The organism is Tepidanaerobacter syntrophicus (assembly GCF_001485475.2).
GTDB classification, from domain to species: domain Bacteria; phylum Bacillota; class Thermosediminibacteria; order Thermosediminibacterales; family Tepidanaerobacteraceae; genus Tepidanaerobacter; species Tepidanaerobacter syntrophicus.
On the sequence record NZ_DF977003.1, the window covers coordinates 442189 to 466202 of the forward strand.

At 38.5% G+C, this 24014-nt stretch carries 24 protein-coding genes; all 24 read right to left on the bottom strand.

Going from position 1 to position 24014, the window contains the following annotated elements; genetic code table 11:
• Nucleotides 1-3: 3 nt before the first annotated feature.
• The 24 genes from TSYNT_RS11075 to TSYNT_RS12060 all read right to left on the bottom strand — a co-directional run bounded on the left by TSYNT_RS11075 (nt 4) and on the right by TSYNT_RS12060 (nt 23983).
• The gene (locus tag TSYNT_RS11075) at nt 4-1557 is read right to left on the bottom strand and encodes an acyl-CoA carboxylase subunit beta (RefSeq protein WP_059034025.1); all 1554 of its coding nucleotides are present in this window, start codon (nt 1555-1557) and stop codon (nt 4-6) included.
• A 19-nt stretch (nt 1558-1576) separates the two neighbouring features.
• A complete protein-coding gene (mce, locus tag TSYNT_RS11080; RefSeq protein WP_059034027.1) occupies nt 1577-1975 on the bottom strand; it encodes a methylmalonyl-CoA epimerase in 399 nt (132 codons plus the stop codon).
• Nucleotides 1959-2915 carry a methylmalonyl Co-A mutase-associated GTPase MeaB gene (gene meaB, locus TSYNT_RS11085; protein WP_059034030.1) on the bottom strand — a complete coding sequence of 319 codons (957 nt, stop codon included), beginning with the start codon at nt 2913-2915 and terminating at the stop codon, nt 1959-1961. The genes mce and meaB overlap by 17 nt, the downstream gene beginning before the upstream one ends.
• A 21-nt stretch (nt 2916-2936) precedes the next feature.
• Nucleotides 2937-3341: a coenzyme B12-dependent isobutyryl CoA mutase small subunit gene (locus tag TSYNT_RS11090; RefSeq protein WP_059034032.1), complete on the bottom strand. Its 405-nt coding sequence runs from the start codon at nt 3339-3341 to the stop codon at nt 2937-2939.
• Between the two features lie 13 nt (nt 3342-3354).
• Nucleotides 3355-5031 (bottom strand): acyl-CoA mutase large subunit family protein, encoded by a 1677-nt coding sequence (locus TSYNT_RS11095; RefSeq protein WP_059034034.1) that lies wholly within the window; start codon nt 5029-5031, stop codon nt 3355-3357.
• Nucleotides 5032-5200: 169 nt separating this feature from the next.
• Nucleotides 5201-6445, bottom strand: a complete 1245-nt coding sequence (locus TSYNT_RS11100; protein WP_059034036.1) for a Glu/Leu/Phe/Val family dehydrogenase — start codon at nt 6443-6445, stop codon at nt 5201-5203.
• Nucleotides 6446-6479: 34 nt separating this feature from the next.
• Entirely contained in the window at nt 6480-7013 is a 534-nt protein-coding gene (locus TSYNT_RS11105) for a 2-oxoacid:acceptor oxidoreductase family protein (RefSeq protein ID WP_059034038.1), read from the bottom strand.
• Nucleotides 7006-7833 carry a 2-oxoacid:ferredoxin oxidoreductase subunit beta gene (locus tag TSYNT_RS11110; RefSeq protein ID WP_059034040.1) on the bottom strand — a complete coding sequence of 276 codons (828 nt, stop codon included), beginning with the start codon at nt 7831-7833 and terminating at the stop codon, nt 7006-7008. Before TSYNT_RS11110 ends, TSYNT_RS11105 begins: the two co-directional genes overlap by 8 nt.
• Nucleotides 7826-8974: a 2-oxoacid:acceptor oxidoreductase subunit alpha gene (locus TSYNT_RS11115; RefSeq protein WP_273039513.1), complete on the bottom strand. Its 1149-nt coding sequence runs from the start codon at nt 8972-8974 to the stop codon at nt 7826-7828. The genes TSYNT_RS11110 and TSYNT_RS11115 overlap by 8 nt, the downstream gene beginning before the upstream one ends.
• A complete protein-coding gene (locus tag TSYNT_RS11120; RefSeq protein ID WP_083497748.1) occupies nt 8967-9176 on the bottom strand; it encodes a 4Fe-4S dicluster domain-containing protein in 210 nt (69 codons plus the stop codon). Before TSYNT_RS11120 ends, TSYNT_RS11115 begins: the two co-directional genes overlap by 8 nt.
• Nucleotides 9169-9999 carry a PHP domain-containing protein gene (locus TSYNT_RS11125; RefSeq protein WP_059034046.1) on the bottom strand — a complete coding sequence of 277 codons (831 nt, stop codon included), beginning with the start codon at nt 9997-9999 and terminating at the stop codon, nt 9169-9171. The genes TSYNT_RS11120 and TSYNT_RS11125 overlap by 8 nt, the downstream gene beginning before the upstream one ends.
• 100 nt (nt 10000-10099) lie before the next feature.
• The gene (locus tag TSYNT_RS11130; protein ID WP_059034048.1) at nt 10100-10360 is read right to left on the bottom strand and encodes a stage V sporulation protein S; all 261 of its coding nucleotides are present in this window, start codon (nt 10358-10360) and stop codon (nt 10100-10102) included.
• A gap of 107 nt (nt 10361-10467) precedes the next feature.
• Complete coding sequence (locus tag TSYNT_RS11135; RefSeq protein WP_174221100.1) at nt 10468-11226, bottom strand: TIGR00282 family metallophosphoesterase; 759 nt, start codon at nt 11224-11226, stop codon at nt 10468-10470.
• Between the two features lie 83 nt (nt 11227-11309).
• Nucleotides 11310-12839, bottom strand: a complete 1530-nt coding sequence (gene rny / locus TSYNT_RS11140; protein WP_309297992.1) for a ribonuclease Y — start codon at nt 12837-12839, stop codon at nt 11310-11312.
• 217 nt (nt 12840-13056) lie between these two features.
• Nucleotides 13057-13740: an ATPase gene (locus TSYNT_RS11145; RefSeq protein WP_059034054.1), complete on the bottom strand. Its 684-nt coding sequence runs from the start codon at nt 13738-13740 to the stop codon at nt 13057-13059.
• A gap of 1 nt (nt 13741) precedes the next feature.
• Nucleotides 13742-13984 carry a hypothetical protein gene (locus TSYNT_RS11150; protein ID WP_059034056.1) on the bottom strand — a complete coding sequence of 81 codons (243 nt, stop codon included), beginning with the start codon at nt 13982-13984 and terminating at the stop codon, nt 13742-13744.
• Between the two features lie 24 nt (nt 13985-14008).
• Nucleotides 14009-15451, bottom strand: a complete 1443-nt coding sequence (locus tag TSYNT_RS11155; protein ID WP_059034060.1) for an AAA family ATPase — start codon at nt 15449-15451, stop codon at nt 14009-14011.
• A gap of 1 nt (nt 15452) precedes the next feature.
• Nucleotides 15453-16448, bottom strand: a complete 996-nt coding sequence (locus tag TSYNT_RS11160; RefSeq protein ID WP_059034062.1) for a metallophosphoesterase family protein — start codon at nt 16446-16448, stop codon at nt 15453-15455.
• Between the two features lies 1 nt (nt 16449).
• Nucleotides 16450-17487 (bottom strand): recombinase RecA, encoded by a 1038-nt coding sequence (gene recA / locus TSYNT_RS11165; protein WP_059034064.1) that lies wholly within the window; start codon nt 17485-17487, stop codon nt 16450-16452.
• Between the two features lie 79 nt (nt 17488-17566).
• Nucleotides 17567-18124, bottom strand: a complete 558-nt coding sequence (gene thpR, locus TSYNT_RS11170) for an RNA 2',3'-cyclic phosphodiesterase (protein ID WP_059034066.1) — start codon at nt 18122-18124, stop codon at nt 17567-17569.
• 28 nt (nt 18125-18152) lie between these two features.
• Nucleotides 18153-19409 (bottom strand): competence/damage-inducible protein A, encoded by a 1257-nt coding sequence (locus TSYNT_RS11175; RefSeq protein ID WP_059034068.1) that lies wholly within the window; start codon nt 19407-19409, stop codon nt 18153-18155.
• Nucleotides 19410-19471: 62 nt separating this feature from the next.
• Nucleotides 19472-20827 carry a 30S ribosomal protein S12 methylthiotransferase RimO gene (gene rimO, locus TSYNT_RS11180; protein ID WP_059034355.1) on the bottom strand — a complete coding sequence of 452 codons (1356 nt, stop codon included), beginning with the start codon at nt 20825-20827 and terminating at the stop codon, nt 19472-19474.
• Between the two features lie 57 nt (nt 20828-20884).
• Nucleotides 20885-21796: a helix-turn-helix domain-containing protein gene (locus TSYNT_RS11185; RefSeq protein ID WP_059034069.1), complete on the bottom strand. Its 912-nt coding sequence runs from the start codon at nt 21794-21796 to the stop codon at nt 20885-20887.
• Nucleotides 21797-21820: 24 nt separating this feature from the next.
• Nucleotides 21821-23983, bottom strand: a complete 2163-nt coding sequence (locus tag TSYNT_RS12060) for an FtsK/SpoIIIE family DNA translocase (RefSeq protein WP_059034071.1) — start codon at nt 23981-23983, stop codon at nt 21821-21823.
• Between the last annotated feature and the right edge of the window lie 31 nt (nt 23984-24014).

Consider the following 24014-nt stretch of genomic DNA (forward strand, 5'->3'; position numbering starts at 1 on the left):
TCCTTATACAGGAATATTGCCGTGTTTTTTGGCCGGCCTTGTCTCAGCTTTTGATATTAGCATTTCTAGAGCTGATATAAGTTTTGTTCTGGTTGCAGCAGGAGCTATTACATCATCTACATAACCCCGAGATGCAGCTTGGAATGGATTTGCAAAGTTATTCCTATATTCTTCTATTTTCTGATTCCTTGTTTCAATGGGATCATCAGAGCTTTCAATTTCTTTTTTAAATATTATATTTGCAGCTCCGTCAGGACCCATTACTGCTATTTCGGCAGTAGGCCATGCAAACACTTGATCTGCTCCAAGATGTCTGGAACACATAGCTATATACGCACCGCCATAAGCCTTTCTGGTGATAACAGTAAGCTTTGGAACAGAGGCTTCTGAATATGCATATAAAAGTTTTGCCCCATGCCTTATAATTCCTCCTTGTTCTTGGGCAACGCCAGGAAGATAGCCGGGAGTATCAGTAAAAGTAATGAGGGGTATATTAAATGCATCACAAAAACGAATAAACCTCGAAGCTTTATCTGATGCATCTATATCAAGGCATCCAGCAAGATAGCGAGGCTGATTTGCAATAATCCCCACACTGTGGCCTGCAAGCCTTGCAAAACATGTTACGATGTTTTGAGCATACATCGGCTGAACTTCAAGAAACTCTTGATCATCAACTATATGTCTTATTATATCCTTGATGTCGTAAGGCTTATTTGGATCTATCGGTATTATATCGTTTAATTCTGGCACCATCCGCGTTGAAGGATCATCTGTTTTCTTATAAGGAGGATCCTCTAGATTGTTGGAAGGTATGTATGATAGAAGTTTTTTTATTTGTTCAAAGCATTCCTCTTCACTACTGCTTATAAAGTGTGCGACGCCGCTTTTTTGGCTGTGAGCCGCAGCACCTCCCAATTCTTCATCACTTACTTCTTCTCCTGTTACTGCCTTTATTACCTGGGGGCCCGTTATAAACATTTTGCTTATACCTGAAACCATAAACACAAAGTCTGTAAGGGCGGGAGAATATACGGCGCCGCCTGCACATGGACCTAATATTACGGAAAGCTGAGGTATAACGCCTGAAGACATAGTGTTTCGGTAAAAGATCTCCCCAAATCCCTTTAACGCATCTACACCTTCCTGAATCCTTGCACCTCCGGAATCGTTAAGACCGATAAAGGGTGCCCCTGTCTTTTGAGCCATATCCATTACTTTGCAAATCTTTGCCGCATGCATTTCTCCAAGGGATCCGCCCATTGTTGTAAAGTCCTGAGCAAATACAAAAACCAATCGTCCGTCAATTGTTCCGTAGCCTGTGACAACACCTTCTGCAGGAACTTTAGTATTTTGCATGCCGAATTGAATAGAGCGGTGTTCAACAAATGCATCAATTTCGACAAAACTGTCTTTGTCTAAAAGTTTCTCTATTCTTTCTCTTGCAGTAAGCTTACCGCTTTCATGCTGTTTTTGTATGCGTTTTTCCCCACCACCTGCTTCTATTTCTTTTCGTTTTTGCTCAAGCGCCTTGATTTTTGCTTCAATGTTTTCCATTGTTGTTTGCTCTGCCTCCTTATCGTTCGCATAATTCGATTAAAATGCCATTTGTGCTTTTAGGATGAATAAATGCAATTTTAGCACCGCCTGCTCCCATTTTTGGTTCTTCATCTATCAGGCGGATACCTTTTTGCTTTAAATCATCTAACTGTGCTTTTATATCATCAACTTTTAAAGCTATATGTTGAATGCCCTCACCGCGCTTTTCTATAAATTTAGCAATGGGGCCTTCGGCGCCCAATGGCTCCAAAAGCTCTATACGCGTATCGCCTAATAAAATCCCTACAGTTTTTACTTTCTGTTCCTCAACTGTTTCAATTTCAGAGACTTTAAGGCCTAGAGCTTCTGTGTAAAATTTTGCTGCATCTTGTATATTGCTTACTGCTATGCCGATATGGTCAATTTTTTCTATCATTAGAATATTCTCCCTCCATTCTTGATAATATGATATGAGCTGCCGAATAAGGATCAGTTTCTCTTTTTAATATTTTTTCAGCAAATACCTCAAGTTCCGCAGAAAATCTATTTTTAATTTTATCTATATAAATCTCATAGACTAATTCTTGAAGCTCCTGTTTTAAATGGTCTTTACGCCTGCCATAAAGCATGTTTGTGCCCATTAGTATATTATATACTTGGTTTATGGCAAGCTCAAGCTCCTCTATTCCAAAGGCGGTATGGGCAATAGTCTTTAAAATTGGAGGAACAAAAGAATTTTTAGCATGAGAAAGTTCAAGGTTCATTTTTATTTGGCTTACAAGGCGGTCTGCCCCATCTAAATCTGCTTTATTTACTACAAATATATCTCCGATTTCCATGATACCCGCTTTTATTACTTGGACTTCATCGCCCATTCCCGGCACAAGCACTAATACTACGATATCAGCTAGACTTATTATATCTACTTCTGACTGTCCGACACCCACCGTTTCTACTATTATATAATCCATTCCGGCAGCATCAAGGATTTTTACTGCGTCAAAACAGGCCTGGGCAAGCCCGCCAAGTCTTCCTCTGGTGCCCATGCTCCTAATATATACCCCTTCATCTTTTGTAAGTTCCTGCATTCTTATTCTGTCTCCTAGGATTGCGCCTCCCGTAAAAGGACTGGTAGGGTCTACTGCAAGAATCCCAACTGTTTTATTTTTTTCTCGCAACCTTTTTGCAAGCTGGCATATCAATGTACTTTTACCGGCGCCGGGAGGACCGGTTACTCCTAAAACCAAAGCTTTTCCGGTAAATCTATATATTTCTTTTAATATATCAAAAGCCTTTTCAGGCTCGCTTTCTATGAGAGTAATTGCTTTTGCAATACTTCGCTTATCTTTTTTTAAAATTCCATCTACTATATCCATAAAGTGAGCCTTCTCTATTATCTAATCTTTTTTAACATTATCTTTAATAAACTCTACTATTTTAGAGGTAGGTGTGCCTGGAGTAAATATTTCTTTGATGCCTATTTCCTTTAGGTAGGGAATATCTTCTGCAGGTATAACACCACCTGCAATAACCATAATGTCAAGAGCATTCTTTTCTTTTAAAAGCTCCATTATGCGAGGGAAAATAACGTTGTGAGCACCGGAAAGGATCGAAAGCCCTATGACATCTACATCTTCTTGGATAGCAGATTCTACTATTTGTTCGGGAGTTTGCCTAAGGCCTGTATAAATAACCTCCATACCTGCGTCGCGGAGTGCTCGTGCAACAACCTTTGCTCCCCTGTCATGGCCATCAAGACCGGGTTTTGCTACTAGGACCCGTATGGGTTTTGAACTTGCCAAAAAATCACCCTCTTTATATGTTTATAGAAGCCTTGTATTCGCCAAACACACTGCGCAGTGCGTCACATATCTCACCTAAAGTGCAGTAGGCTTTAACACATTCTATTATTGGCGGCATTAGGTTTTTGCAAGTCTTAGCGCAGTCTTTTAGGTTATTTAAAGCCTCACTAACCTTTGAATTATCCCTTGATGCCTTAAGTTCCCTTAATTTTTCTATTTGAAACCTTGCTACTGCAGGGTCAACTTTTAACAAACCTCGAGGCGGCTCTTCCTCAATTTGATATTTGTTCACGCCAACTACTATGCGATTTCCTGATTCTATCGCCATTTGATAGTCGTAGGCACTATCCTGTATTTCTTGCTGCATGAAGCCATTTTCTATAGCTTTTACTGCTCCGCCCATTTTATCGATTTTTTCAATATACTTGTTTGCGCTTTCTTCAATCATATCTGTAAGATTTTCTATATAATAAGAACCGGCAAGAGGATCCACAGTTTCAGTAATCCCGCTTTCATGAGCTAATATCTGCTGAGTGCGCAGGGCTATCCTTACAGAATCTTCAGAGGGTAACGCAAGGGCTTCATCCCGAGAGTTTGTATGAAGAGATTGAGTGCCGCCAAGAACCGCCGATAAAGCTTGAATAGCTACTCTTACGATATTGTTGTCAGGCTGCTGAGCCGTCAAAGTAGAACCTGCAGTTTGTGTATGAAATCTGAGCATCATTGAACTGGGGTTCTGGGCATTAAATCTTTCTTTCATTATTTTTGCCCACAGTCTCCTTGCGGCTCTAAATTTTGCAACTTCTTCGAACAAATCATTATGGGCATTAAAGAAAAATGAAAGTCTTGGGGCAAAATCATCTATCGCAAGGCCGGCTTTTATAGCAGCTTCGACATAAGCTATGCCGTCAGAGAGAGTAAACGCTACTTCTTGAACGGCTGTAGCACCTGCCTCTCTGATGTGATAACCGCTAATACTTATAGTATTCCATTTTGGCATGTAACGCGAGCAAAATTCAAATATGTCCGTTATTAGGCGCATTGAAGGTTCTGGAGGAAAAATATAGGTGCCTCGAGCTATATATTCCTTTAGTATATCGTTTTGGATAGTTCCTGAAAGCTCCTCTAATGGCACACCCTGATTTTGAGCAAGAACTATGTACATAGCAAGCAACACGGCAGCAGGAGCATTTATCGTCATTGATGTGCTTACCTTATCTAATGGAATTCCATCAAATAAGAGTTCCATATCTTTTAGGGAGTCAATTGCAACACCAACTTTACCTACTTCTCCTTGAGATAGAGGGTGATCTGAATCGTATCCCATTTGAGTGGGCAGATCAAAGGCCACGCTAAGTCCTGTTTGACCCTGTGAAAGTAAAAATTTATATCTATTATTAGATTCCTCGGCAGTTCCATATCCTGCATACTGTCTCATAGTCCAGAGCCGACCTCTGTACATGGTAGGATATATCCCGCGCGTGTAAGGAAATTCCCCTGGAAATCCTAAATCCTCTAAATAATCGAAATCCTGCATATCTAATTCTGTATACAATCTTTTAATCTCTATTCCGGAATTCGTGTAAAAATTATCACATCTTTCCGGCCTTTTCTCCAAAGCCTTCCTCGTTTTTTCTTCCCATTTCTTTTGGCATTCCAAAAGTTTTTCGAAGGAGTCTTTGTCTTTCATAAGATATTCCTCCTCCTTATTTTTATTCTTAAATTTAATAGTATAATACTTTATAAAAAAAGGCAATAAACCAAATCATCAAAACTGCTATATTAACAGTAGCATTTATTTAGCAATTAGCACTACCCCTGCTGTATAAACAGAGATAGTGCTTGCTTTGCTGTATTGTTTATATTAATCCTCTAAGTCTTATAGTCTCCGAAATTCGATTAATAGCTGCCAAATATGCCGCTTGTCTTAAAGTAACATTTAAACTGCAATGCATATCATAAACATTGTCGAAGGCCTTAACCATTAATGAATCTAATCTTTGTATAACTTCTTCTTCAGTCCAGTAAAAATTCATCAAGTTTTGAACCCATTCAAAATAGGATACAGTAACGCCACCGGCATTGCTTAAGATATCAGGAAATACCAAGATTCCTTTTTCTTCTAAGATTTTATCAGCCTCCGGAGTAGTTGGACCGTTTGCGCCTTCAACTATAACTTTAGCTTTTATTTTAGGAGCAACATCTTTGTCTATTGCATTTTCCAGTGCTGATGGAACTAATACATCTACATCAAGTGCCCAGAATTCATCAAGGCTTATTCTCTTTACTTCCGGATAGTTCTTAACACTTCCGTATTTAGCTTTGTAGTCGAAAAGTTTTTCTACATCAAGACCATTTTCATCATACAGCACATAATCCTTACCTGCCACAGCAACTATTTTTGCTCCAAGCTCTTTACAAAAGAGTGCTGTGTAACCGCCTACATTGCCAAAGCCTTGGAGGGCTATTTTAATTTTAGACATATCTAAGTTGAGCTTCTCGCATGCTTTTTTAATTACCACAGTCACTCCATATCCAGTTGCCTGGGTTCTTCCCAAAGAACCTCCTAATGGCACAGGTTTTCCGGTTACTACGCCGGGAACAGTATAACCTTTCAGCTTACTAAATTCATCCATAAACCAAGCCATGATTTGGGGGTTTGTGTTGACGTCGGGAGCGGGGATATCTTTTTCAGGTCCTATAATTGAACTAATCGCTCTTACGTAGCCTCTTGTTAGCCTTTCCAGTTCTCCCTTTGAAAGCTCGGACGGATTACAACACACTCCACCTTTACCTCCGCCGTAAGGGATGCCAACTACGGCGCATTTAAACGCCATCCACATAGAAAGGCTCTTTACTTCATCAAGACAAACATCCGGATGATACCTAAATCCGCCTTTTGTAGGCCCCATAAAAGAACAATACTGAGACCTGTAGCCGGTAAATGTTTTTACTGAGCCATCATCCATTTTTACCGGAATGTGAACTACAAGCACCTTTTCAGGCTCTTTGAGCAGTTCATAATAGGATTTGTCAAGGCCTAGTTTGTCACATGCCAGCTTGATCTCCTTTTGAACGGATTCAACTAAATTTGTTTCGGGCATAACAAAAACCCCTTTCATGTTTAGATTAAAAAATTTATTTCAATTTTATCAGTTGAAACCCCTCCTGTAAAGCGGTTTTATTAATTTTTTCTGTGCCTTTTGGCACCCTGTCAAGTACCGCTTTTTCAATTGCTTCCCTTGACACAGCACCTGTAGCTTCTGTCAGGACTCCGAGTGCTACAATATTTGCAACGATTATTCTGCCTACTTTTATTTGAGCAGTTTCTAATATAGGAACGCTAAGAACATTTAAAAAATCTTTAGGGGGTTTCATAGTTGAATCTATTATAAGGAGACCGTTTTCTTTTACATCGTTGACGTATTTTGTCATTGCTTCCTCAGTCAGGGCTAGAAAAACATCAGGATTTGAAACTTTAGGATAGTAAATCTCTTCATCGCTAATTATTACTTCAGCTTTACTTGCGCCGCCGCGAGCCTCCGGACCATAAGACTGGGTCTGTACTGCGTTTTTCCCGTCTAATATTGCAGCCTCAGCAAGTATGATTCCGGCTAAGATAAGTCCTTGGCCTCCTGAGCCGCTCAATCGTATCTCTATTGTGTCACTCATTTTTGGTTCCCCCTTGAGCTTTTTCGATGACCTTAGCATATTCCTTGGTATATTCAGGTGCGCTTTCTTCATAAAACTCTCCAATGACGATTTTGCCTGAAAGCTCCTGACTAGAAAGTTTTGCAGCTGTTTTGACTGTGACAGAAAGATCTCTGATATTTTCCATCATAGCAACAGGAGAACCCATTTTATTTTTGCGGCCAAAATATGTTGGGCATATAGCTACGGCGTCTATTACCGAAAAGCCATCGTGATTTATTGCCTTTTCTATTAATTTTATTAATTGAGGAACATGATAAACAGTTCCTCTTGCTACATAAGTAGCGCCTGCGGCCTCAGCCAGTTTGCATAAATCAAAGCTTCTGTCAATGTTGCCATAGGGAGCTGTGGTAGCATATGCACCTTTTGGCGTCATTGGAGAATATTGGCCGCTGGTCATTCCATATATATTGTTATTAAAAACTATCGTAGTAATATCTATATTCCTCCTAGCTGCATGAATAAAGTGGTTGCCGCCTATGGCGGAGCAATCTCCATCACCTGTAAGAACTATAACTTTAAGGTCCGGATTTGCCATTTTAATGCCGGTAGCAAATGCCAGCGCTCTTCCATGAGTAGTATGAAGCGTATTAAAATTTAAATAACCCGTCGCTCTAGATGAGCAGCCTATACCGGATACGATGCATACTTTGTCTTGGTTGAGCTTTAGATTATCAATAGCTCTTACAACAGCACCCATTATGATGCCATTGCCACAGCCTGGGCACCATATATGAGGAAGTTTATCTGTTCTGAAATACTTTTCTAATTCCTTACGCATCTTTGGCCACTTCCTTAACTTTATCAATTATTTCCCATGGAGTTATTAATTCACCGCTGTATTTGTTAAGACCATCAACTTTAAATGCGCCTTCGGCAGTGGCCTTAACTTCTTGTATGAGCTGACCGTAATTCATTTCAGCTACTATTAGGTGCTTTACAGAAGTATTGACAAGTTCTAAAATAGCCTTACTGGCAAAGGGCCAGATTGTTTTTAATCTCAGCATGCCGACTTTCAAACCCTCTTGCCTTAAGACCTTTATTGCCTGCAATGTTGAACGAGCAGTGGAACCAAAAGTGACTATAACTATTTTTGCATCATCTGTATAAACATTTTCATAGTCTATGATATCATCTAGATTATCATATATTTTGCTCATTAGTCTTGAAATCAGTTCTTTTGTAACAGCAGGATTCGTAGACGGAAATCCTGAAGCATCATGAATAAGACCAGTTACATGAAAAGGAACTCCCTTACCGAAATCTACTATTGGAGGAATTTTATCCCCATCATAATCCATATAAGGTTTATACGGAAGAGGTGAACCTTTAAATCTTTTTCTGTTGACTATTTCTACGTTCTGAATATCATCTAGCTCAACTCTTTCTCTCATGTGAGCTACAACTTCATCCATAAGTAAAATACAAGGCACCCTGTACTTTTCGGAAAGATTAAAAGCTCTTATTGCCATGTAATAGGTTTCCTTTACAGAATAGGGTGAAATGACTATTATAGGATGGTCTCCGTGAGTTCCCCACCTGGCCTGCATAACATCACCTTGGGCAGGAGATGTGGGCAAGCCTGTGCTCGGTCCCCCTCGCTGCACATCTACTATAACGCACGGCACCTCAGTAAGAGATGCAAATCCTATATTTTCTTGCTTTAGAGAAAATCCAGGGCCGCTAGTTGCAGTCATAGATTTTACGCCTGTAAGAGATGCCCCTATTACTGCTCCCATACTTCCAAGTTCATCTTCCATTTGAATAAATTTTCCTCCGACTTGAGGCAGCCTTTCTGCACATAATTCAGCAATTTCAGTAGATGGAGTTATGGGATATCCGGCATAAAAGCGCATACCGGCAGTTATGGCTCCTTCTACACAAGCTTCATTACCTTGCATAAGTATTGCTTTGTTATTCATCATCTTCACCTCCGACTACTATAGCATAATCCGGACATCTAAGTTCGCACAACTTGCAATTAGTGCAAGCGCTTAATCTGGCAACTGCCGGCCTGCCGTCTTCAGATGAGACGTAAACCTTTCTAGGACAAAAGGCTATACACAAACCGCACTTTTTACAAGCCTTTTCATCAATAATGATTTTTATATGTTTTTCAATCAAGATGATCATCGCTCCTGTCTTTCATTTCCTTTAACTTATAAAAATACTCTACCGGCACATTGAAACTCCCTAAAAGAAGGGGTGTTTCTCCGTGAGAATCTGAGCCCCCTGTCAAAAGCAGATTATTGTCTTTAGCCAATTTAGCATACAGCTGGATATCTTCTTTTGTGTGATCTTTATGAATCACCTCTATTCCTTTAATACCATATGAAATTAATTCGCTTACAATATTTTTATTTTTTAAGAGGCCTGGGTGCGCCAATATAGGTATACCGTGCTTTTTATATATTAAATCTACGGCGTAAAATGGAGTTATTTTTTCCTTTGGCACATAAGCAGGAGCATCTTTACTTAAATACTTTTCAAAGGCTTCTTCGATAGAATTTACATATCCCTTATCGCAAAGCACCATTGCTACATGAGGCCGGCCTATGGACGCACCTTTTGATTTTGCGAATACTTCATCTTCAAAAATATCAATCCCAAGAGATTGAAGCTTAGAAACAATTTTGTATATCCTTTTTTTGCGACCTTCTTGTAAATCTGTCAGGAATTCGTTTAAATTTTTATCGCAAAAGTCAATATAATACCCAAGGATATGAACTTCTTCACCAAAATATTCCGTACTAAACTCAATTCCCGGCACTACTTCTATACCCTTGTAAGATTTGGCTGCGTCTAGTGCCGGCTGTATTCCCTTGACAGTATCATGGTCTGTAATAGCTACTGCTTTTAGCTTAAGCTCAAAGGCTTTTTTTACTACTTGCTGTGGCGCAAGCAAGCCATCTGAAAATGTTGTGTGTACATGAAGATCTACATACATGAGTACATTTGCCCCCTAAACAGAAAACGACATTCAACTGATTAAAGCTGAATGTCGTAAACTTTTTTAAAAATTGTTACCCGCTTTTTAAACTTGAATTTTAACGCGGTTCAACGATCAGCTTTATGGCTGTCCTCTCCTGACCGTCAATTTCAATGTCAGTAAAAGCTGGGATACAAATTAAATCAACCCCGCTAGGTGCTACAAATCCTCTTGCTATAGCTACGGCCTTTACTGCTTGGTTTAAAGCTCCCGCGCCAACCGCTTGAATTTCGGCACCGCCTTTTTCCCTTAAAACACCTGCTAAAGCTCCTGCTACCGAATTAGGATTGGACTTAGCTGATACCTTTAACACTTCCATTGTTTAATTCCTCCCTGCATGATTTGCTTTTAATACTTTATTCTATATTTTTATAAAAAGTCCTTGTTTTTTTTAAAACTTTTGAGGAAATATTTTAATTTAAATATTTATTCCTTAATTCGTTGAATTCTCAAAGCTCGCCCTGTATTTTTATCTATATCCGCAACTACGCCATTTATTTCGGAGGGCCCTCCGGCAACTTCAAATCTTACCGGCATTTGTGTAAGAAATTTGTATAATACCTTGTCTTTTTCCACACCTATGACGGAATTTATAGGACCGGTCATACCTATATCTGTTATATATGCAGTCCCATTTTCCAGGATTCTTTCGTCAGCTGTCTGTACATGTGTGTGTGTCCCAACAACTAGAGATGCACGGCCATCAAGATACCAGCCCATAGCGATCTTTTCTGAGGTAGCTTCAGCATGAAAATCTACCACTATAATTTTTGTTTCTTTAGCTATTTCATTAATTATTTTGTCCGCAGTTCTGAAAGGACAATCAAGAGGAGGCATAAATGTTCTACCTGAAATATTCAAAATCCCAATCTTGCAATTTTGTCCGATTCTAGCTATTTGATAACCTTTGCCCGGACTTGCAGGATAATTAGCAGGTCTGATTATTCTTTCTTCAGAATCTATAAAATTAAATACATCCTTATTATCCCATATATGGTTTCCTGTTGTCATAAAATCTATGCCGCTTATAAAGAGATCTTGTGCGACCTTTTCAGTTATTCCGTTGCCGCCTGCTGCGTTTTCACCGTTTGCTATGGTAAAATCTATCTCGTATTTCCTTTTTAAAAAAGATAATTTTTCATGGATAACTGTCCTTCCGGGCCTGCCCACAATATCTCCTATCATTAAAATTCTAAGTGGTTTCAATAAGTTCAGCTCCTGGCTTTTTATCTATAAGTTGTAAAAAAGTGCGCAAAACGCGCACTTAATTATTTTGCATATTCTGTAACTCGAGTTTCTCGTATTACATTTACCTTAATCTGACCCGGATATTCTAACTCATCTTCGACTTTTTTAGCAATATTCCGCGCAATTTCTAAAACGCCTAAATCATCTACATCTTCAGGCTTAACCATAATTCGAATTTCTCGTCCCGCTTGAATTGCATAAGATTTTTCCACACCTGCAAAAGAATTCGCTATTTCTTCAAGCTTTTCCAAACGCTTTATATAAGCTTCCAAAGTTTCTCTTCTTGCTCCGGGTCTTGCAGCGGATATAGCGTCTGCCGCTTGAACTAATATAGCCTCAACAGTTTCCGGCTCCACATCGCTATGATGTGCTGCTATAGCATTTATTACTTCTTTAGATTCTCCGTATTTTTTAGCAAGCTCAGCTCCAAGCAAGGCGTGAGGACCTTCTGTTTCCTGATCTACGCTTTTTCCTATGTCATGCAAGAGACCTGCGCGCTTTGTAAGTTTTACATCCACGCCTAACTCTGCAGCCATAGCGCCGGCAAGATGTGCAACCTCTATAGAGTGATGGAGCACATTTTGACCGTAACTTGTTCTGTAGTATAGTTTTCCAAGGTATTTTATAAGATCGCTGTGAAGACCGTGAACGCCGGTATCAAATGTGGCCTTTTCGCCCTCTTCACGTATGGTATTTTCCACTTCTTTCTGGGCCTTTTCAACCATTTCTTCAATCCTTGCAGGATGGATCCTTCCGTCTAAAATCAGTTTTTCTAAGGCAATTTTGGCTACTTGTCGTCTAATAGGATCAAATCCGGAAAGGATAACTGCTTCAGGAGTATCATCAATAATAAGGTCTACACCGGTAAGAGTTTCTAATGCTCTAATATTCCTGCCTTCTCTGCCGATGATTCTCCCCTTCATTTCATCACTTGGCAATGCAACTACAGATACCGTTGTTTCTGCAACTTGATCTACTGCACATTTTTGTATGGCATATGAAATAATTTCTTTTGCGCGCTTCTGCGCCTCTTCCTTTGCCTGAGCTTCAATTTCCTTAATCATTATAGCTGCATCATGACGAACCTCGTCTTTTACCTTATTGAGCAAAAATTCTTTTGCTTCTTCGGTGGTCATAGATGAAATCCGTTCAAGCTCAGCAATTTGCTTCATATATAATTCATTGACCTTTTCATGAAGCTGATTAATTTCAGCTTGCTTTTTGACGACTAATTCTTCCTTTTTTTCTATTGATTCCATTTTTTTGTCGAGAGATTCTTCTTTTTGAATTAATCGTCTTTCTGAGCGCTGCAATTCGTTTCTTCTGTCGCGCAGCTCCCTTTCGGCATCGTTTTTAAGTTTTAATATTTCTTCTTTTGCCTCTACAAGAGCTTCACGTTTAATAGATTCGGCTTTAATTTCTGCATCTTCCAAGATTTTCTTAGCCGATTCTTCTGCGGACTTTATCTTTGCTTCAGCAATATATTTTCTAATAAAATATCCCAAAGCCAAAGCTACAAATCCAATAACAAGAGTTGCTAGTACATTTATGCTGCCGATACTTCTTCACCTCCTAGATTGTGAATAAAACAATAAAACCGAGGGAACTCGGCTTTATTAATTAAATAGAGATATAAATGCTCTAATTAATTTACATTCGCGCCTCCCGAATCAATTAAAAACCGAAGTTCATCAAGGTTTTATCACAATTTAATTTTATACTTTTTTAACACTTGTGTCAAGAAAACCTGATATGGGCAAAACTGTTTCAAAGCTTGTTTTGCTCTTTTTCATCCACTAATGTTACATCGCTGATTCCGTTTTTCAGCTCAACTTTGTATGCCGCATCCGCAATTTCGCTCAAATAGTTATTATGTGTAACCATGATTATCTGGCGATGAAAAATATCGCTTATTTGCTTTAAAAATTGTGCTACATTTGCTATATATTCGCTGCTTACATGTTTAGCTGGCTCGTCTAAGATTAATGGTCCGTTTTTATATGCATTAGTGCTTTGTATTACCGCTATTCTGAGAGCAAGTGATATAACATCAACTACTCCGCCGCCTCGAGCATCTTGAGGTTTTGTTTTAACTTTAAAATTATCGTAATCAGAAATTACATAAAATTCAGCATTCGTCTTATTCGCGGCCTCGGAAAGTTCAATCTGGAACTCGATATTTGGGCCAAAAACAAACTGTAGACAGTGAGTGACAAGCATTTCTATTTGCTGCTTTATTTGTTCTCTGGCATATTCGGATGCCCTTTGAAGTAAAAACTTTACTTGTTCTAAAACATCCATTAATTCTCTTATTTCTTCAAGCTCATTTTCCTTGGCTGACAAATCATTTTCCAGTTTCTCTTTTATACTCTTTTTAACATTAAACTCTATGAGCAACTGCTGTGTTTCTTTCTCGATATCATTTATAGTCCTATCCAAATCTTCAAGCATTTTATGCCTCCAGGTCTTTCGGCAAAAGCTCCTTTGCTTTTTTTAATAAATCCTCTATCTCTTTGCTTGCCTTTTCGATTTCTTTATCAAGCTCTTCAGGCTTTACGTTTAGTTTTTCTAACTCATCCAAAATAAGTTGTCTTTGTTTCTGCAGCTCTTCTAAACGCACCTCTGCTTTGTATCTCATAGCTTTAGCTTTGTCTATTTTTTGTTTTAGTTCGTGAATTTCTTTTTCTGCATCCATATCTTCACCTCATATAATTTAAAGTTAATTGAGGATATCCGAAACGATCTTTTTGACAGTCTCCTTATCTATAGGCTGAAGGCACAAAGGACATATAGCAGCTTCTTGCAAAATTTGACTATATTTTTTTGCCATGATACTTAAAGCCTCATTGGTAGTTTTTAAATACTCATATCCCTTTCCAATAGCATCTTCCACGGATTTTTTTGAAGCCCTTAAACTTTCCAGTGCTGCAAGCCGAGCCGATTTTTCGGTGATTGTTTCCAAATAGTCCCCTGCTTTTTTTGCAGCCTCATATTTTTCAAGATCTGCTTTTTGAGAAATAATTTGGTTATTAATAGATTTTAATAGATCCAAAGTTGAAAGGAGCTTCCTTTTTGATTCAACAACTTTTTCTAACTCCGGCAAGATTTCCTCGACTTCGAAAATATTTTCGGTTCTCTGCTTTAATCTCATCATGGCATTTAAATCATTTGTGATTTTGGCAAAACTTGTATTAAGTTTTACAAGACTGCTAAGCCTTAAAGCAAGACTTTGTGTATAAGAATAGATCTCTTCGACATTTGGAAGATTCCTCATATTTTCTATTATATGCAATTCAATTTCTTCATTCTGCCTGTTTTGTGCAAGTTTTATCGAAAGCTCTTTTAGATAGCGGCACTTTACAGACAGTGCATCTAAAAAAGTAATGTTCTGCTCTACTTTATCTATAAAATCCAACTTCTTGATGGTATCCGTATTTTTTTCTATCTCAGAGTCAAGCTCGCCAAGCTCCTGCCTACTTTTCATTAAAATCGAAAATATAGCTCTTGTTTCCTTTAATTTTTTTAATATATCTTGGAGCGATGATATTCTTATTTGAAGCTCAACAATGTCTTTGTATGATTCCAATTGACTATTTAAGCTCTCTATATCTTTTTGAATTGATTCAAAGTTCTGCTTGGCGTTAGTTATATCTTTTAGAACAGTTCTTTGAGCCGCATCGATTATGTGTATCCCTACAAGTCTTCCTAGCGCTTTTGCTCTATTGCCGCCGCTTTCTGATATGAGAAAAGGAGGTTCTAACTGTTCAGCAAGATTTACAGCAGATGCCGCATCTTTGTCGATACGTATTTTCGGTATGCCGTGAGCCCTTGCTATTTCAAGAGGTACGGTATTCCCAAACCCTTCAAAAACTTCTTCTTTTCCATTTTGTATTAATATGTAACGATTCCGCTGTCCTTCCCTTTCTCGAATTATTACGGAACCGTCATCCATTTCCAGGCTAACTCGACAAAGCTTGCAACCGGCCATTATAAAATCAGTGCCTCTCGGCTCGTTATACAGAACCCATTTTAACGCCCGGATTATAGCGCTTTTGCCCTGATCGGTTTGCCCTAATATTACCGTAAGACCTTCATCAAAGTCGATTTTGGTATCTTTATGCGATTGAAAATTAATAAGTCTTAAGCTTTTAATCAAGCCCAAATCAATTCACCTCTGACATATCCTCATCACCTAATTGCTCTTGGGCGTAGCCGATTCTTTTGATTGCTTCCAAAACGACTTTTTCGCTTAAATTCTCTTGCTTGGAAATTTGTTCTATTATGCGGTTGATGTCAAAAGTTTCATAACTGCCTGCAGAATGCACGCTTTGAATGAAATCAGAGAGCTTTTTCTCTCTGAAGGCAAGGGCTTCGACTTTTGAACGGTCTAAAATTTCTTCCCCCGGCAATGCGCTTTTAAGAGGAATTTCCTCAACCTTAATCTCGTCTTCTATTGTCAAAATTACAACCTTCGGCTTCCTGGAAAGCTCACTTATGCTATTGTTAATTCTAACAAGACTGCCGGGATTTATAAAATACTTGCCGTTAATATATTTTGTAGCAAAACCGCTGTGATAATGTCCACTCAAAGTAATATCTGCTTCAGTGCCTAATATTTCGTCTATAAGGGTATATGCAATACCTTCTATAAAAGGCTTTTCAAGAAGCATACCGTGAACCATGTGAATTGCCACATCAATTTCAGGGTCTTTTTTTATAATATAGCTTCCCTTTTTATCATCAGAATCTATGCCATAAAAGTAGTGGCATCCGGTAAGCTGTATTTTTTTATTTTTTGATTTAAACAAAAGCTTTTCATTTGGGTTTATAAGTTTTAATGTTCCGGCCTCACTTAAAAGCCCAAGCATTGTCCGACTTAAGGTTACAGGGTTTTGCCCGTATATGTCATGATTTCCCGCTATAGCATATACAGGCAGCGAATATTTATTAATTAAGAACACAAATTCTCTTGCTAGGGAAGGTGAAATATCCGGCCGATCAAAAATATCTCCTCCGTGTAGGATTATATCTGCATTACTTTCTTTGGCGATTTCAAAGACCTCTGTAATTTTTCGGTATAGAGTTTCTAAAAAATTATCTTTTCGATTAGGAGGATTGTTGCCGCGAATATGTGTATCTGTAAAGTACAAAATCCGCATTTTATGCGCCTTCTTTAGGCTCTGCACCCTTATTTCCTGACTTTTCAGGTCTGACCATGTTGTATTTTTGCCTTATTTGCAATTCCACTTCATTTAGTATTTCCGGGTGCTCCTTAAGGTACTGTTTGGCATTTTCTCTTCCTTGCCCAATTTTTTCTTTTCCGTAAGAATACCATGCACCGCTTTTTTGAATCAGCCCTTCATCTACCGCAAAATCAAGAATACATCCTTCTCTGGATATACCTTCGCCGTATATAATATCAAATTCAGCCTGCTTAAATGGAGGCGCCACTTTGTTTTTTACCACTTTTACACGTGTTCTATTGCCTAACATATCCTCGCCTTGTTTTAAAGTTTCTATCCTCCGTACATCAAGCCGCACTGAAGCATAGAATTTAAGGGCCCTGCCTCCCGGGGTAGTTTCCGGATTTCCAAACATAACTCCTACTTTTTCTCTGAGCTGATTAATAAATATAGCCACTGTATTAGATTTGCTGATAGCTCCTGAAAGCTTTCTTAAAGCCTGAGACATAAGGCGAGCCTGAAGACCTACATGAGCATCTCCCATTTCCCCTTCTATTTCAGCTTTAGGTACAAGAGCTGCCACTGAGTCTATGACGATAACATCTACAGCACCGCTCCTTACAAGTGTCTCTGCTATTTCAAGCGCCTGCTCTCCTGTATCGGGCTGAGAAATTAGCAGATTATCTGTATCCACTCCTAAATTTTTAGCATAGGTAGGATCCAGGGCGTGCTCCGCATCGATAAAAGCCGCTGTGCCGCCTTCTTTTTGCGCCTCAGCGATTATGTGGAGTGCCACCGTAGTTTTACCGGAAGATTCAGGGCCGAATATCTCTATTACCCTTCCTCTGGGAACTCCGCCTATTCCTAATGCTATATCTAGCGGAAGAGCCCCGGTAGGAATGCTTTCTATATTAAACCGCGATCCTGCCTCTCCTAATTTCATTATTGAACCTTTGCCAAACTGCCTTTCAATTTGGCTTATAGCAGCCTCTAAAGCCTTATCCTTTTCGGCCATTTACCAAAACCTCCAAACAAATGTTCTTAGATATAATTATATATTATAAATAAAGCAAGTCAACAACTTCATGTTTGCGTCAAGAAATCTCGCCAAGAGCAGAACTGAATAAAACTGTGTAGGATGCTCCTTTTGGCGATAAATTACTTTCCATTAAAGATATTTCCTGAACCGGGAAAGAAGCGGTAAAATTTAGCTTATTTATAAACTCCGGCTGAATCTTAATTGGCGACTTTACACGTCCGATGGTAAGATGTGGCAAAAATGGTTTTTTGTCATAGAAAATACCGGCGGCATCAAGGCCTTTATTTATGTCTTCCCTTACGCTTAAAAGTTCAGGCTCATCCTTTATCCCTATCCAAACTACTCTCGGTCTTCTAATATCGGGAAAACATCCTAAGCCTTCAAGCTTTATAGTAAAAGGGTGATGATTTAGCGTGCCTTCCGCGACTATTTTTTTCACAGCCGGAATTCTTTCAACTGCAACTTCACCTAAGAAAGCAAGGGTTATGTGCAAGTTTTCAGGATTTACCCATCTTATTTGCTGTAAGTTTTTTCTCAAGTTATTTTCCTCTATAAAATCGCCTATAGCTTTTTTAATCGAAGACTCGATTTCAATCGATATAAAACATCGCATTTTTCTCACCTGCTGCTTTTGATTTTAATTATCTATTACTAGGATTTTCTAGTTTTTGCAGCATCTTTCTTACAAGGTGTAGAGCGCTGTTTGCAGAGCGTTCTTTTATGTCGATTCTTCTGCCGCTGAAAATATGTCGCTGGGCACATACAGTGCTAGAATCAGCATATCCTATATACACAAGACCTACCGGCTTTTCGGCAGTTCCGCCGTCAGGGCCGGCTATACCGGTAACGGAAACTCCTATGTCAGTGCCTGATGAAAGCCTTATTCCTTCAGCCATCTCTTTTGCTGTTTCCTCACTTACAGCACCATAATTTTCTAAAGTCTCATTTTTGACATTAAGCAATTCATGTTTTGATCGATTACTATAAGAAATTATTCCTCTATCGAAGCTTGCTGATATTCCTGGTATATTTGTAAGTTTATGGGCCAAAAGACCCCCGGTGCAGGATTCTGCAATAGAGATCGTCTTATTTAGTTTGATTAACAGTTTTGCCACAATCTCTTCCACTGAATCATTGTCGAAACCGTAAAAATATTCTCTTGTTCTTTTTATAATCTCTTCTTCTGTCGGACGGATGATTTTTTGCGCTTCCTCTTTACTGCCAGCTTTTGCAGTAAGCCGAATCGTAACTTCACCAGCCCTACCTACCAGAGGCGCAATAGTAGGTACTGTTTGCGAGTCTATCAAATCTTTAAGCCGCTCTTCCAAATCTGATTCTCCAATGCCATAAAACTTCAAAATTCTTGAAAATATAGTGGTTGTTGACATCTTGGAAAGATAAGGTATAACCGTTTCTTTTAACATCGGCTCCATTTCTCTCGGTGGGCCGGGTAACATTACGATTATTTTATCACCATATTTTAACAGCACGCCCGGCGCTGTTCCATTTTTATTTTCTATAGCAATTGCGCCTTCAGGAATTAATGCCTGTTTATAATTATTATTAGCTATTTGGCGGCCTGTTTTTTTAAAGTAATCCTTCATCCTGTTAAGGGAGTTTTCATCAAGCTTAAGCGGCAAATTTAAATATTCTGCCACAGTTTCTTTTGTAAGATCATCTTCTGTGGGGCCAAGGCCGCCTGTCAAGATAATTATATCCGAGCGTTTAAAACTTGTTTGGAATACTTCCTTAAGCCTTTCTTTGTTATCTCCTACACATATATGATAATAAACGTCTATACCTATTTCCTGTAATGCTTGAGATATAACTTGAGCATTAGTATTAGGTATTTGCCCTAAAATTAGTTCAGTGCCGACTGCTATTATTTCTGCCTTCAAAAGCATCACCCCAAGATTATAAAATTGAGTGTATATCCAGTAACATTATAGCATTTTAAACATCAATTGTCCCTTAAAACTTCTGACGATTTCTCCAATTTTCCTGCAAGATCATATTCATAAGCCTCGATGATTCTGACCCGGTAGAATTTGCCAATTTCTATTTCATCTCCATTATTCATAATTTCAATTACACCATCTACAAAGGGAGCATCATTTTCGGAACGTCCTATGAATACATCTTTTTCAGGATCGTATCTTTCTATAAGCACATTAAGCACTTTTGTCTTAAATCTTTGATTCCTCTTCTTTGAGATCATCTTTTGAAGTTCCATAAGTCTTTCATACCTTATTTGTTTTATCCTGGCAGATATTTGAGGTGAAAGTTCCGCTGCCAAAGTTCCATCCTCTTGAGAATATTTAAATGCTCCAACTTTATCAAATTCATATTTTTTTATAAAATCGAGAAGCTCATTATACTCTTCTTCTGTCTCAGTTGGGAAACCTACGATAAAAGTTGTTCTTAACGTTATTTCCGGTATTTGTCTTCTTATATTATCAATCAGGTTCTGTATGAATCTTTTATTTCCAGGCCTTCCCATAAGTCGCAAAATCCTATCATTTACATGCTGCAAAGGTATGTCGAGATATTTTGCTATTTTGTCACTTCTTTTAATTATTTCCAAGAGTTCATCATTTATATTTGTTGGATAGGTATAAAGAATTCTTATGAGATAGTCGCCTTCAATTTTTATTAATTCTTCAAGCAAATGGGGAAGAGATGGTTTTCCATAAATGTCAATTCCGTAGTTTGTGGTATTTTGCGCTACAAGGTTTATCTCCTTTGCCCCTCCGGACACAAGCAATTTTACCTCTTTTTTTATAGCTTCGATATCTCGGCTTTTATATGACCCTCGGATGTTTGGAATCGCACAATATGAGCAGCGATTATCGCATCCTTCGGCTATCTTAACAAATGAAATATAAGGATAAATTTGGATTCTGCTGTATATATCATAGTCAATAAAACTACAATTATTTGTAAAGTTTATTTTACTTTCTCCCGCTTCAAGTCTTTGGATTACCTCGGATATTTCATTGAAATTTCCTGTGCCGACAACTGCATCGATTTCAGGCATTTCATCTAGAAGTTCGTCTTTATATCGTTGAGAAAGGCAGCCGGCAGCTATAAGTAATTTGCATTTGCCTTTTTCTTTTAATTGCGCCATTTCTAAAATCGTATCTATGGATTCTTGTTTTGCTTTTTCTATAAAACCGCATGTATTTATTATTATTACTTCAGCTTCACAGGGATTATTTGTAATTTCATAACCGCTCTTTTTTAATGCGCCAAGCATATACTCTGAATCTACAAGATTTTTGTCGCATCCCAATGAAATAAATCCTATTTTTTTAATTTGCAAATTAATCCTCCTAACAGCGTATAAAGATTAAATAAAACAACAGAAGAACATTTAAGCTCTCCTGTTAAAGATGAAGTTCCTGGTTTGACCTTTTAATCTGCCAAAATCCTTTCCGTTTATGGTTAAATTGACGACAGGCGGATTTCCTATTTTAATCTTTAGGCTTTGATCCGCTCTCCATGTCCTTGTGTCACCGGCATTTAGGATACCCTCGAATTCAGCTGAGCCATCTTTTGATACCGAAATCCAACATCTTCCCTCAGGAATATTTATAGTAACTTCAATGTATTCATCCTGGATATCATACACGGTCTGTGTAGGCAAATCTTCTACTAGCTCTATTACTGCCTCTTTCGAATTTTCTACAGGCTCATTGTCATTATTTTCATTTTCATTTAAAGGCGGATTATTTGTATTGTTTTCGCTACCATTTTCATTCAAAGGCGTGTTCTGGGAAACCGGAGGTTTAATTTCTTCTTTGGGCTTAGACTCCTGCAGTCCGCTCATCTTAAAAACAAGCAATGCTCCTATCACAACTATTATTGCTATAATAACTAAGCCTTTTCGGTGCCTGGCCTTGGGTTCTACATGAATTTTAGGTATCGGAGGTCTTAGTGGAGTCTGTAGCTCTTCTGAGTCAGCGCCGGATTCATCCTCTTTTGCTTTTTCTTCAGCTTCTTTTCTCTCGGATTCAATTATCGACTTATAGATTTCCAAAATTTCTTTGTCATCTATTCCTATGGAGCGGGCATAGTTTTTCAAAAAACCTTTTATATATACCTGTCCACCGGGTATTGCAGAAAAGTCGCCGCTTTCAAGAGCTGCCAAGTATCTTATTTGTATATTCGTGTTCTTTTGAACTTCTTCTAAAGAAATATTTTTTTGTTCCCGAAGTTTTTTTAGATATTCTCCCAGTTGCTCTGTTGTTTTTATATCATGCTCATTATAACTCAGTTTACTCACCGCCCTTGCATAAAGTTCTAAAACCTAATCACTTTTGTTAAAATATTGCTGGAAATACTCTTTTGTAATAAGTATTTCTCTAGGCTTTGGGCCGTCATAGCCACTTATAAAGCCGCGTTCTTCCATTTCGTCAATAAGCCTTGCTGCTCGAGCGTAACCTATCTTTAATCGCCTTTGCAGCATCGAAATAGATGCTTGACCATTTTCAAGGACTATCGACACAGCTTCCTCAAATAGCTCATCAGTTTGTGCAAGATTCTTTTTCATTTCCATTTCATTAAAATCTGAAAGATTTTTTTCATAAAGAGGTTCTTTTTGGTTTTTGATGAAATTTACGAGCTTTTCTACTTCGGCTTCTGAAATAAATGCACCTTGTATGCGAAGCGGTTTGGCGGCTCCTACAGGGAAAAACAGCATATCTCCCTTTCCCAGCAGTTTTTCAGCACCTGAAGTATCTAATATCGTCCTGGAATCCACTTGTGACGATACAGCAAACGAAATCCTTGAAGGAATATTTGCCTTAATGAGGCCTGTTATTATATCAACAGATGGCCTTTGAGTTGCAACAACTAAGTGAATTCCGGCAGCTCGTGCCATTTGGGCAAGCCTGCAGATATTGTCTTCGATTTCTCGTGGAGAGATCATCATTAGATCAGCAAGCTCATCTATTATTACTACTATTTGGGGCATAGGTTTTTCAGAGTTTGTTTCATTGTATTTTGCTATATCCCGAACGCCTTCCTTAGCAAATGTCTGGTACCTTCGCTCCATTTCCTCAACTATCCAATTTAGGGCAGCAGCAGCTTTTTTAACATCAGTCACTACAGGAGAAATAAGATGAGCAATACCGTCATAAACTGCTAATTCCACGACTTTTGGGTCTATCATCATAAGTTTGACTTCACTGGGAAGTGCCTTATACAAAATGCTTGCTATGATTGTATTTATACATACGCTTTTACCTGAACCTGTAGCACCGGCAATAAGAAGATGAGGCATATCGGCTAAATCTGCAACTACGGAGTTGCCGCCTACGTCTTTTCCAAGGGCTATTGTTAATTTAGAGGGTGAAGAAGTAAATTCAGCTGACTCTATTACATCCCGCAAAAAAACCGAACTTCTTTTCTTATTTGGAACTTCAATTCCAACTGCCGCTTTTCCCGGAATAGGAGCTTCGATTCTAACATCAGAGGCCGCAAGGCTTAAAGCAATATCGTCAGCTAAGTTTACAATCCTGCTTACTTTTACGCCCGGCGACGGCTGAACTTCAAAGCGTGTAATGGTAGGACCGCAATTTACCTGAACTACTTTTGCATCGATGCCGAAGCTTTCTAATGTATTTTCAAGTATTTCCGCATTGCCAAGTAATTCTTTTTCTGTAAAACTACTCTGCTTTGCCGTGCTTTTTGAAAGTAGTGATACCGGAGGCAGTTTATAATCTTCCTCTTCTTTATCTTCGTTAATTATGATAGGTTCAGATTCTGCAGTAGAAGAGTTTTCTTTTTGTTCTTTTTTTTGCTTTTTAGGTGCTTTGCTTTCTTCTACTGCTGCTTTATTAAGCGGAACTTCATTTTCCGGCGTAATGTTTGTTATAACTTTTATATTTTTAGCCGCTGAATTTTTGCCCGACATATCAGACTCACTTTTAGCCTTTCTTTGCGGCCTTATTTTCAAAACTATATCTGACAATGATTTTTCACTCAACAAAATAATTCCTATTATTGTAGCTGCAACAATAACTATTTGCAGACCGGCAGTGCCGAAGATGTTTATAAGAAGCGATGTAATTACCTCTCCGAATATACCGCCGCCTTTGCTATTTGCCGCCATATCCGCACTGGCTCGTAATCTATTTAAAAAGTTCATTCCATTAAGCTCACTGTGAGGTCTTAGGTGAAAAAGCGTTACAACTACCGTAAAAATAATAAAGAGTCCTATTGCCCTAAATTTCGAAGCTGGTTTCTTTTTATAGTAAACAAGATAAATACCGGCAAAAATCACAATCAATGATGCTAATAAAGCTCCCTGACCTACAAGGCCCTTCAAATTTTTGCTTATTAAAATTCCCGCAGCACCAACCCCATCTGTATAGAGCGAAAAAATCCCCAGCAATCCAAGTGAAATCAAAATAATGCCCTTTATTTCCCATTTTATCTTAATCTTAGCCTTTTCACTTGACTTTGCCATTTATTACACCTCAGTAATTCTATTATTCTTC